11 protein-coding genes are annotated in these 11,136 nt (G+C 44.4%); 7 read left to right on the top strand and 4 right to left on the bottom strand.

Going from position 1 to position 11,136, the window contains the following annotated elements; all coding sequences use genetic code 11:
* Window positions 1-552 precede the first annotated feature (552 nt).
* The 6 genes from F6J99_RS33400 (at window position 553) to atpC (ending at window position 6,399) form a co-directional block, all read left to right on the top strand.
* Window positions 553-1,875 (top strand): four-carbon acid sugar kinase family protein, encoded by a 1,323-nt coding sequence (locus F6J99_RS33400; protein WP_293119514.1) that lies wholly within the window; start codon window positions 553-555, stop codon window positions 1,873-1,875.
* Window positions 1,876-2,011: 136 nt separating this feature from the next.
* On the top strand, window positions 2,012-2,860 hold the full coding sequence (gene minC, locus F6J99_RS33405) for a septum site-determining protein MinC (protein WP_293119516.1): 849 nt from the start codon (window positions 2,012-2,014) through the stop codon (window positions 2,858-2,860).
* Complete coding sequence (gene minD, locus F6J99_RS33410) at window positions 2,857-3,651, top strand: septum site-determining protein MinD (RefSeq protein ID WP_293119518.1); 795 nt, start codon at window positions 2,857-2,859, stop codon at window positions 3,649-3,651. The genes minC and minD overlap by 4 nt, the downstream gene beginning before the upstream one ends.
* 91 nt (window positions 3,652-3,742) lie before the next feature.
* The gene (minE, locus tag F6J99_RS33415) at window positions 3,743-4,096 is read left to right on the top strand and encodes a cell division topological specificity factor MinE (RefSeq protein WP_293119520.1); all 354 of its coding nucleotides are present in this window, start codon (window positions 3,743-3,745) and stop codon (window positions 4,094-4,096) included.
* A gap of 315 nt (window positions 4,097-4,411) precedes the next feature.
* Entirely contained in the window at window positions 4,412-5,860 is a 1,449-nt protein-coding gene (atpD, locus tag F6J99_RS33420; protein WP_293119522.1) for a F0F1 ATP synthase subunit beta, read from the top strand.
* Window positions 5,861-5,988: 128 nt separating this feature from the next.
* The gene (gene atpC / locus F6J99_RS33425; RefSeq protein WP_293119524.1) at window positions 5,989-6,399 is read left to right on the top strand and encodes an ATP synthase F1 subunit epsilon; all 411 of its coding nucleotides are present in this window, start codon (window positions 5,989-5,991) and stop codon (window positions 6,397-6,399) included.
* A gap of 254 nt (window positions 6,400-6,653) precedes the next feature.
* Here atpC and F6J99_RS33430 read toward each other — a convergent pair whose 3' ends face one another.
* On the bottom strand, window positions 6,654-6,953 hold the full coding sequence (locus F6J99_RS33430) for a 30S ribosomal protein PSRP-3 (RefSeq protein WP_070391912.1): 300 nt from the start codon (window positions 6,951-6,953) through the stop codon (window positions 6,654-6,656).
* Between the two features lie 173 nt (window positions 6,954-7,126).
* On the opposite strand from F6J99_RS33430, the gene F6J99_RS33435 reads away from it, so the two are divergent.
* Window positions 7,127-7,969, top strand: coding sequence for a TIGR01548 family HAD-type hydrolase (locus tag F6J99_RS33435; RefSeq protein ID WP_293119526.1), 843 nt, complete (start codon window positions 7,127-7,129; stop codon window positions 7,967-7,969).
* A 283-nt stretch (window positions 7,970-8,252) separates the two neighbouring features.
* Here F6J99_RS33435 and F6J99_RS33440 read toward each other — a convergent pair whose 3' ends face one another.
* From F6J99_RS33440 to F6J99_RS33450, 3 genes are all read right to left on the bottom strand, one after another.
* Window positions 8,253-9,080 carry a carbohydrate ABC transporter permease gene (locus tag F6J99_RS33440; RefSeq protein WP_293119528.1) on the bottom strand — a complete coding sequence of 276 codons (828 nt, stop codon included), beginning with the start codon at window positions 9,078-9,080 and terminating at the stop codon, window positions 8,253-8,255.
* 14 nt (window positions 9,081-9,094) lie between these two features.
* Entirely contained in the window at window positions 9,095-9,991 is an 897-nt protein-coding gene (locus F6J99_RS33445) for a sugar ABC transporter permease (protein WP_070396551.1), read from the bottom strand.
* A gap of 63 nt (window positions 9,992-10,054) precedes the next feature.
* The coding region (locus F6J99_RS33450; protein ID WP_293119530.1) for an ABC transporter substrate-binding protein at window positions 10,055-11,136 on the bottom strand (1,082 nt) is incomplete at its 5' end.

The raw sequence follows: 11,136 nt of genomic DNA on the forward strand, positions 1-11,136 counted from the left end.
ATTAGAGATTGACTGTAGGTTCCAACTACACGACGCTCTTCCGATCTGACAATATAGTGGACAAATAGTTTATAAACTGTAAATTATTGCTGCTTAGTGACCCCTTATTATATAGCAATTATATAAATTAAACGTTAACATCCTCGTTAAACTAGGTAATGGATAAGATCAGGGAAGTATAACTAGTTATTAAGAATCAGTTACCACTGGTCTATACTTATAATTATAGCTGATTTTTTTGACCTTATCAACTATCAATAATTTTATAGATTTTTTAATAATTCGTAAGATGTGTTACTAGACAATCTAAAGTTTATTAGAACTATCTTGAGAGCCTTAAAACTAGTTGATAAGCAAAATAATTAATTGGTTGTTATTTTGTTTTTTAGTGAATGGCATTGTGCTATTATATTTTATATAAATATCCCGATTGATTTAGCTTTATGTCCTAATCATTAGAAGCATTGCTATCAGAATCAGCAATTACCTATTCCCGATTACCCATTCCCGATTACCATCGTAAATAACTGATTTCAATGACAGGCTTAGGAAATGAGCAAAAAACCAAAAATTATTGTCCTCGATGATGATCCGACTGGCTCCCAGACTGTTCACAGCTGCTTGTTGCTGATGCACTGGGATGTGGATACATTGCGGCTGGGACTAAGGGATGACTCCCCAATCTTTTTTATTCTTACTAATACCAGAGCTCTTAACCCAGAGCAAGCAGCAACTGTGACTCGGGAAGTTTGCCATAACCTGAAAATGGCCATAGATGCTGAAGGAATTACAGATTTTATGGTAGTCAGTCGCTCTGACTCCACCTTGCGGGGGCATTATCCTGTCGAAACTGATGTAATCGCCCAGGAAGTCGGACCATTTGATGCCCATTTCTTAGTCCCCGCATTCTTTGAGGGAGGACGAGTAACTGTCGATAGTGTGCATTACCTAATCATTGATGGTAATAGAACACCAGTGCATGAAACGGAGTTTGCCCGTGACTCGGTATTTGGATATCGCCATAGTTATTTACCCGATTATGTCGAAGAAAAGACCAAAGGTCAGATCAAGGCTGATGCGGTCGAGCGGTTTTTACTAGCAGATATTCGTAACGGTAGCTTGGAGCGTCTTCTCAAACTTAGCAATAACCAGTGTGGCGTTGTGGATGGGGAAACCCAAGGGGATTTAGATCAATTTGCGGCAGATGTCTTAAAGGCTGCTGGCCAAGGGAAACGCTTTCTGTTTCGCTCTGCTGCTAGTATTTTAACCTCCCTTGCTAGTCTTGGCCCCCAACCGGTAGCTCCTATAGATATGGCTCAGTATGTCCGACAGGGGAAACCAGGAGTTGTGATTGTGGGTTCCCACGTTAAAAAGACTACCCAACAGCTGGAGCAGTTATTGGGAGGATCTGGGATTGGCGGGATTGAGGTAAATGTAGCTAATTTACTAGATGAATCCGAACAGCAACGGGCAAAACTTTTGGCAAGTATTCTCGAGCGGGTTCAGGAAATTCACAGTGGTGGTAAAACACCGGTGGTTTATACCTCTCGCCAGGAATTGGTTTTTGAGGATGTCCAGAAACGGCTGGCCTTTGGAGCAGTAGTTTCAGGCTTATTGATGGATATCGTGAGGGGATTACCTAAAGATATTGGGTTTTTAATCAGTAAAGGGGGTATTACCTCCAATGATGTCTTAAGTACTGGTCTGGCTTTGAGGTCAGCACGACTACTGGGTCAGATCCTGCCTGGATGCTCAATGGTACTAACCTCTGCTGACCATCCCCAGTTTCCTAATTTACCTGTAGTGCTATTTCCTGGCAATGTGGGAGATGTGAATGGCTTGGTCACGGTTTACCGTCGATTGAGTGCAGAGTAAGAATGTTTGACAGGATATCGGTTGTGGGAGTGGGGTGACAGAGCAATAGCACTATTTAAGTATATTCCCCTTTTGCCCCATACCACCATTAGCTAAAATTCTCAACAGTTATCCAGCAGAACTTGCTGAAGAAGGTATGATCACGGAAGAATCTATCTTCGGTGCGTTAACTAATCTAGCTCCTTGTTGCATGACTTCTGATTCTGCCCAACCATCACCAGTTTCAACGGTTTCCGACGACCGCAACTCGGTAGTTAACTGCCAAGGGCAAGTTCGCTTAAAAAGTGAGGGGAAACGGCTGTTGTTGATCTTGCCACCAGCCACTAAAAACCCTAGTACTGCCAATTGGTCGGACCTATGGGAACAATTCAAGCATCGCCTCAATGGTGGAGAGCGCTTTTGGCAGCCTGAATCCAGTGTGGATCTGATGGCTGGGGATCAATTGCTGGATGGGATGAAGCTACAAGCGATCGCTGATGCCCTTGGGGCAGTCCAGTTAAGGCTAAAGCGAGTTTACACCACGCGCCGACAAACCGCTGTGGCTGCTGCAGCTGCTGGGTACTCAGTAGAACAAGAAACTCCTAAGTACTCTTTGAATCAAAAGATTGATCAACCTACTGAATTACTCGCAGAACCTCTGTACTTACAAATGACCGTGCGTTCTGGTATAGAGATCCGTCACCCTGGCACTATTGTTATAATAGGAGACTTGAACCCTGGTGGTGCATTGATCGCAGCTGGGGATATATTTGTTTGGGGGCATCTACGAGGCATTGCCCACGCCGGTGCGAATGGTAATCGAAAATGTCGGATTATGGCATTAAAAATGGAACCCACCCAGTTGCGGATTGCTGATGCTGTAGCTAGGGCACCGGAGACACCGCCACTTCAGTACTATCCTGAAGTAGCTTACGTGACTTCCCTTGGAATTCGTATTGCTAGAGCTGCTGATGTTGCTAAAACCCACTTGTCGTTGAATTCATGAGTCGAATTATTGTTGTCACCTCTGGCAAAGGAGGGGTGGGTAAAACTACCATTACCGCCAATCTAGGTTTAGCCCTAGCTCGTTTGGGTCGTCGAGTTGCCTTAGTGGATGCAGATTTTGGTTTGAGAAACTTAGACCTGCTGTTGGGACTAGAAAATCGCGTAGTCTACACGGCTATTGAAGTATTAACAGGTCAGTGCCGCTTAGACCAGGCTTTGGTCAAAGACAAACGGCAGGAAGGACTAGTCCTGTTACCGGCAGCCCAAAGTCGTAACAAAGAAGCCGTTAACCCCAACCAAATGAAAAAGTTGTTGGGGGTGTTAGCCAAGAATTACGAGTACATCTTGGTGGACTCTCCAGCAGGAATCGAAAGTGGGTTTAAAAATGCAGTTACGGCAGCTACTGAAGCCCTAATCGTTGCTACACCAGAGATTACCTCAGTGCGGGATGCTGACCGAGTTATTGGCTTACTGGAAGCGGAAGGAATCAAAAATACCCGCCTAATTGTCAACCGCCTGAAAGCCACAATGGTAAAAGCGGATCAGATGATGTCAGTTCAAGATGTCCAAGAAATTCTTGCTATTCCCCTAATTGGTGTTATCCCCGAAGACGAACGGGTGATTGTCTCCAGTAATCAGGGTGAACCCTTAATCTTATCAGAAAAGAAAACCCTGCCTGGAATTGCCATTGAAAACATTGCTGCACGCTTAGAAGGTGCAAATATTTCCTTCCTCGACCTGATGGCAGAACACGACAACCTAATCAGCCGCTTACGCCGCCTGTTCCAATAAGGTTTTACATTGTGAATTGCCAACAACTAGTCTTGCCAAAGAGCCTCTTCCCTCTACCCCTGTGTGATTATTCACTACTCCAAAAAGCCCCATGATTATCGAAATTCTAGAACAACTTTTTTCCTGGAGGAGTGTTCAAAGCAGCCGTGAGGAGGCTAAGCGCCGCCTCCAACTGGTAATTGCCCACGATCGCTCTGACCTAAGTCCTAAAATGGTGGAGTCGATGCGGCAAGACATCCTGAAGGTGGTCTCTCACTATGTTGAGATTGATCCCGAGGGGTCAGAGTTTTCCTTAGAAAGCAACCAACGGACAACAGCACTAATTGCTAATCTACCCATCCGACGAGTTAAGGAAAAACTACGAGAGGAAGAATCCCAACCCTTTAAGGACAAGCTACGAGAGGAAGAATCCCAAGCCTTGACTCAAGACGAAGAAGAAGAGTAAGTCTCTAGTAGCTCAAGGAGTGACAAGCTACCTGAAAAGTAGGTCAGTTGATCGGGCGAACGGGTGTGGGGTGTCTGTTTAACTTGAGCCTATTACTTGACTGAAAAATTATGGGATCACCTTTGAAGGTGATTATGAACCAAGGGATGCTCGCCCACCCCTAAGGGATGGAAGCTAAAGTCCTGTTTATATTTAATTTGGGATCAAGTTGCGATACGGTTGAACCCCAACAGTGGTAATCTGGAGAGTGGCATTACTAAATGTTAAGACTGTTTTCCAAAATCTGTAACAATAGCTTGACTAAATAAGCGCAATATGGTAGGCACCGCAGAACAAACAAACACGGGCGCTATTGCCCAAATTATCGGTCCGGTTGTTGACGTAGAGTTTCCCAGCGGCAAAATGCCGCAGATTTACAATGCCTTGAGAATTGAAGGCAAAAATGAAGCTGGACAAGATGTTGCTGTGACCTGCGAAGTGCAGCAGCTTCTCGGGGATAACCAAGTGCGCTCTGTTGCCATGAGTGGTACAGACGGTCTGGTGCGGGGTATGGAAGTTATTGATACTGGTGCCCCCATTAGTGTACCCGTCGGCAAGGCTACCTTAGGACGGATTTTCAATGTCTTGGGTGAACCAGTAGATAACAGAGGACCGGCAGAATCTGAGCAGCGCTTCCCAATTCACCGCCCTGCTCCCAAGTTAACTGAGCTGGAAACTAAGCCCTCAGTATTCGAGACGGGTATTAAAGTAATCGACCTGCTGACTCCTTATCGACGTGGTGGTAAGATTGGTCTTTTTGGCGGCGCTGGAGTCGGCAAAACCGTGATCATGATGGAGTTGATCAACAACATCGCCACGAAACACGGTGGAGTATCAGTATTTGGCGGTGTGGGAGAGCGTACCCGTGAAGGGAACGACCTCTACAACGAAATGATGGAATCCAAGGTGATCAACCCGGATGATCTAAACGAGTCGAAAATTGCCCTAGTTTATGGTCAGATGAATGAACCCCCCGGTGCGAGGATGCGGGTGGGTCTGTCAGCTTTGACCATGGCTGAGTACTTCCGGGATGTTAACAAGCAGGACGTGTTGCTGTTTATCGATAACATCTTCCGATTTGTACAAGCTGGTTCGGAAGTGTCTGCTCTTTTGGGAAGAATGCCTTCTGCTGTAGGATATCAACCTACTTTGGGAACAGACGTAGGTGCTCTGCAAGAACGGATTACCTCCACTAACGAGGGTTCAATTACCTCCATTCAGGCAGTATATGTACCAGCTGACGACTTGACCGACCCAGCCCCAGCAACTACATTTGCTCACTTGGATGGTACAACGGTGTTGTCCCGTGGCCTAGCATCTAAGGGAATTTACCCGGCTGTGGACCCCCTCGATTCTAATTCAACCATGCTGCAACCGAGCATTGTGGGAGAAGACCACTACGGAACAGCTCGTTCTGTGCAGGCAACTCTACAGCGTTACAAGGAACTCCAAGACATTATCGCGATTTTGGGCTTGGATGAATTGTCCGAGGATGACAGACTAACGGTGGCTCGCGCCCGCAAGATTGAGCGCTTCTTGTCTCAACCGTTTTTTGTAGCTGAGGTCTTCACTGGTTCTCCTGGTCAGTATGTTAGCTTGGACGATACTATCAAAGGCTTCCAAATGATTCTGAAAGGGGAATTGGATGACCTTCCTGAGCAAGCCTTCTACATGGTGGGCAGTATTGACCAAGCGATCGCTAAAGCTGAAAAACTAAAGAGTTAAGTCAGGTTTGATGCTAATAAGGTTATCAAGGTTGAAGGTTAACTTGTAACCTGTAACCTTCAACCTGTAACCTGTAACTTTCAAGCTGCTAAACTTCCAAGGTCCAACAAAAACAATTCATTCTGCTGATGGCTTTAACTGTTCGTATTATTGCTCCCGACAAAACTGTCTGGGATGACCAAGCACAGGAAATAATTTTACCCAGCACTACCGGTCAGCTTGGGATATTGAGTGATCATGCTCCTCTGTTATCAGCGCTGGATACTGGTGTGATGCGAATTCGTTCAGACAAAGAGTGGATACCAATTGCTCTTATGGGTGGATTTGTGGAAGTTGAAGATAATCAAGTGACGATTCTTGTCAATGGTGCTGAGTCCAAAGATGAAATTGACAAGGATGCTGCAGGTCTTGAGTTCAACGAAGCAAAAGCTCGTCTAGAAGAACTTCAAAGCGAGGAGAATACCCAAGAAAAAATCCAAGCAACTCAAGCCTATAAGAAAGCCCGTGCTCGCTTTCAAGCTGCTGGTGGCATGGTTTAGTAACGCAACGGTAAATTCTAATCCGGTAAACGAAGTAAGCAAGGGATTTAAACCCTATAAGCTCCGCGCTCTCCAAACCCCCCCCGAAACAGGGGGGTAGGGGAGCGTCTGGAGTTGGTCAAGGTCAGTCTGTTACTTGGATTAAGGTAATTCGATTAAGGAAGTTGTTAAACTAAGGAATCATCTCAACTATGGTCAGATGAGTGGTCAATTCCCAATTCCCCTCAATCATTAGATTAATCAGCAAGGCTGGATTAAGCACTACCAGTAAAAACGACTTCCGGGAACTTAGCCTGAGCCTCAGACATAGGTCTACGCCTACCTTCCTCTTGCCAGTAGTTAATAACTTCAGTGGCTTTGTTGAGGATTTCAATGCGATCAGATTCAGTAATCCAGTGTTTGGCTTCCATCTCATCCTTGAGCTGTTCCCAGGCATCGTTCCGGGGCCAGAAAAAGTAACAAGTTAATGGGCTGGTGCCTTTGCCGACAATTTGATCAACTGCCAAGGCTACATTATCATCTAGCCAGAGAACTTTTAATAGAAATTTTGACAATCAGGCCTCCCTCAGATATCCCAGGTTATCTTTAACTATAATCTATTGTACAATTGATGATTTTAGCGCAAGAAGACTGTTCTTGATCAAGATTCAGGGATAGGTTTGTGATCAAATTGTTGGTACTATTGGTGCTGATCAGCAATATTGGCTCAACTAGCCCCTAATGCATGATGCCTAGTTCAGAAACATTTATTCCTAACTTTAATGCCATAGTGGTGTTCGACATTGATGGCGTGGTGCGTGACGTTAGTGGTTCTTACCGTAGAGCGATCGCAGATACGGTAGACCATTACACTGGTGGTGCCTATCGACCCACTATGGTAGAGATTGACCAACTTAAATCAGAAGGGCTATGGAATAACGACTGGGAGGCATCGCGAGAATTAGTTTATCGATACTTTGAGGCTCAAGGGAAAACGCGTTCGGGTAGCGGCTCTTCCAGAGCATCGCATTTACCTCTCGACTATGAAGCCCTTGTTGATTTTTTCAATTCTCGCTATCGAGGAACAGATCCCAACCATTGGACTGGGTACATTTGTGACGAACCGTTATTGTTACAACCCAGTTATTTAGAGAGTTTGACCACAGCAGGGATTCCTTGGGGATTTTTCAGTGGGGCAACACGACAGGAAGCGAACTATGCCCTAGAAGGACGACTTGGTCTCGAACGGCCTGTTTTAATGGCGATGGAGGATGCTCCTGGTAAGCCTGACCCTACAGGACTGTTTGCCGTAGTTCTACAACTAGAACAGAACCACCAAGTTAAGGTGAAATTGCCAGTTATCTACGTTGGTGACACAGTTGCTGACATGTACACTGTTGAAAAAGCCAGAGACTCTCATCCAGAACGAGTTTGGTTTGGGGTAGGGATTTTACCCCCTCATGTGCAGGAAATACCAGAACACCGGGAGGCTTATGGAGAGAGGCTAAAAGCTGCTGGTGCAACAGCGGTTTTTAATAATGTTGAGCAGCTGACTCCTGAACAGGTTCAGAAAATAGTACATCAAGGTTAATGGTTGTTAATAGTTGAACGCGCACCCGTGGCCTTTTGGCCAAGGTTGAACGCGCACCCGTGGCCTTTTGGCCAAGGTTGAGAGTCCTTGAGGTTAAAAGTCAAAGTCAGTCAAAGTCAATAGTCAATCTTCCAAAAATTCACAGGTTGACGAAAACAAAAGCGAGGTCTTGGGGTTACCCCCAAGACCTCGCTGCATTAAAAGCGGGAAGCTCTTGACCTTGCCATTGGCATATCAGTTTCTCTGTGATTAGTCGGAGTTGACCCTTTACACTTTCACCAGCTCATCCTTTAGAGCCAGTAAATGTTACCCCAGAGATAAAGTAACGATTGAAGAAGGCGTAAATCCCCAAAGCCGGTATAGTAAAGACCATTGAGGCTGCCATAATGTAGTTCCAATAACTAATGTATTGCCCCTTAAAGGTATTTAAACCTAAGGGAAGGGTAAACATTCCTGGGTCAGACGTAATCATTAGGGGCATTAAGAAATTATTCCAAGACCCCATAAAAATAAAGATCGCTTGTGCTGCCAAAGCTGGCTTGGCTAAAGGCAGGACAACCTGCCAAAAGGTTTCCCAGCGACTTAATCCATCCAAGGCAGCAGCTTCTTCAAGTTCCTTAGGAAAATTGATAAAGAACTGCCGCATCATAAAAATAAAGGTGGCATTCACTGCACTCGGTACAATCAATCCTTGGTAGGTATTGAGCCATCCCAAAGACTTTAAGATTAAATAACCAGGAATTAGGGTGACTTGTCCAGGAATCATCAAAACTGCTAAGATTATGCCCAACAATAATGAATTACCTGGAAACTTAACTCTGGCTAAGGCATAACCTGCCATGGAGTTAAATATAATATTCAATCCTGTTACACAAACACCAACCAAGACACTGTTTACAAACCAGCGCCCAAACAAAGGGGATTCAATAAAAATATTGCGGTAGTTATCGAAGGTAAAATCATGGGGTATAAAATTCAACCCGCCAGCGATAATTTCCTCAAGGGGTTTAAAGGAGGCTGATAAAGCCCAAGCAAAAGGTAAAAACGTAATAATGGCATAGAGGATAAGAATGCTATAAAATATCCCTCTGATCCAACGAAAATTATTCACTCTTATTTGATCTCCTAATTCGCTTTTTCTTCTCTAAAGAAGCCGCGTTGAATCAGTGTTGTCACTAGAATTACACCAGCTAACATTAAGGCCAGTGCAGCGGCGTAACCCATATCCAGACTTCTAAACGCATACTGGTAGATCAGAAGCACAACCGTCAGGGTTGAGTTGTTTGGACCACCGGTGCCACCGGAGAAGATGTAAGACTGGTCGAATAACTGAAACGTACCGATGACACCCATAACCATAACGAAAAATGTAACTGGTTTGAGTAAAGGAACGGTTATATTTATGAACTGATCGAACTCATTGGCACCATCGAGTTTTGCCGCCTCATAAACGGATCTAGGTATATCTTGTAGCGCAGCCAGGTAAATCACCATGAAAAACGGTGCTGTAGACCAAATATTCATAATCATAATGGATTTGAGAGCCACGCTTGGGTCTCCTAGCCAGTTATAGGTTGGTAAACCAAAAAAGTCTAGTAATCCATTAAGTAGACCATTAGAATTATAAATCCAGATAAATATTAGGGTTAAAACTGCTGAAGAAGTGACAGTCGGGAGAAAGAAAATAATCCTAAACCATTTTTTTCCTTTAATTTCTTTATTTAGGACTAGAGCTAAAACCAGAGCCAGGATTGTTTGACAAGGAACAACAATAATGACATACTCAATTGTATTTTTTAGCGCAATCCAAACTCGCTCATCGTCAAAGGTACGAAGGAAATTTTTTAACTCAACAAATCGATAACTCAGCCCTCCTAAAATTTCAACCTTATGGAATGAAAGGAAGATTGCATAGATAATTGGTGCAATCAAAAAGGTTCCTAAAACTAGAATAGTAGGAGCCATGAAGAGGTAGCCAGATATAGCTTCCCTAACTTTGGCTTTCTGCCAAAATCCCTTCAATTTGACATCCCTCGATTTGACGTTTTGGTCAACTTCAAGTTGAGCTTTAGCTAGTGACATTTGTTAGTAGTTACTTGCTTGAATTTCTTTGTTAGCAGTTTGTTGTGCTTTTTTCATGGCTGACTTCAAAGATTGCTCACCCAGTAAAGCACTAAGAAACTGATTGTCGAAATGGGTCATAAATATTGGCAATTGTTCATCCCCTTGCCAAATTGTGGCGTACTCAGCACCAGCGATAAAGGGGGTGTACAGAGGATTCTGTTCATAGCCAAGTTCTGATATGACCGATTTCCGAGCCGGGATTGCCAGTCCTCCCTTCGCCCAAGCTTTCATGCCTTCCTTGCCAGTCAAATAGGAAATAAGTTCCCAGGCAGCCTCTTTATTTTTAGCTTGCTTGTTCATGACATAAGCAACGGTATAAACCATGCTTCCTTTGTGGTTACCGATACTGGGAACTTCCGCAGTGCCAAAGTCAATCTTGGGAAATGTCTGTTGTAGGTAAGGAATCGCATAGCTACCTTCAATAACCATTGCTGCCTTGCCTTGGCCAAACATTTCGCTTCCAGAACTGGCTCCAACGTCTGACGGTATGGCAGCAGAAGGGTTTTGTCGATACATATCCATCAAAGGTGTTAGACCTGATAGGCTTTGGCGAGTCGCGAAGACAGCCTTGCCCTTCTGGTCAACTAACTCACCGCCAAAGGCTTTGATCATGAAGTAGTGACGAGATAGTTGTGGCGTCATTCCCAACCCATATAGGTCAACCCTGCCATTGTGAGTTGTATCCCTGGTCAATTTTTTGGCATAGTCCTCTAACTCTTCCCAGGTTTGGGGAGGGTGAGTTATACTAAGTTGATCGAAATATTTTCTGTTGTAGAAAAGGGCAAGGGTTGTAAAATCCTTAGGTAATCCGTAGGTTTTGCCATCGGATTGGAAGGCTTCGGATAGATGGGGAGCAAAGTCATCTAAATCTAGGTCCTCAGTGATGTAATCATCAAGAGGTTCCAAAACTCTATGACTCATGAGTAAGGGAGCATCTAGGGCATCTACATAGAAGACATCAGGAGCAGCATCACCAATCAACCGAGTCTTAATGACATCCATATATTGGTCAGTGATCACTTCAAACTTGACTTTTATGCCAG

This window comes from Moorena sp. SIO4G3, from assembly GCF_010692305.1.
Lineage (GTDB): Bacteria > Cyanobacteriota > Cyanobacteriia > Cyanobacteriales > Coleofasciculaceae > Moorena > Moorena producens_A.

Excerpts from the sequence above, each read along its gene's own strand:
- F6J99_RS33400 (WP_293119514.1), top strand. The coding sequence starts at position 553 with ATGAGCAAAAAACCAAAAATTATTGTCCTCGATGATGATCCGACTGGC.
- minC (WP_293119516.1), top strand. The coding sequence starts at position 2,012 with ATGATCACGGAAGAATCTATCTTCGGTGCGTTAACTAATCTAGCTCCT.
- minD (WP_293119518.1), top strand. The coding sequence starts at position 2,857 with ATGAGTCGAATTATTGTTGTCACCTCTGGCAAAGGAGGGGTGGGTAAA.
- minE (WP_293119520.1), top strand. The coding sequence starts at position 3,743 with ATGATTATCGAAATTCTAGAACAACTTTTTTCCTGGAGGAGTGTTCAA.
- atpD (WP_293119522.1), top strand. The coding sequence starts at position 4,412 with ATGGTAGGCACCGCAGAACAAACAAACACGGGCGCTATTGCCCAAATT.
- atpC (WP_293119524.1), top strand. The coding sequence starts at position 5,989 with ATGGCTTTAACTGTTCGTATTATTGCTCCCGACAAAACTGTCTGGGAT.
- F6J99_RS33435 (WP_293119526.1), top strand. The coding sequence starts at position 7,127 with ATGCCTAGTTCAGAAACATTTATTCCTAACTTTAATGCCATAGTGGTG.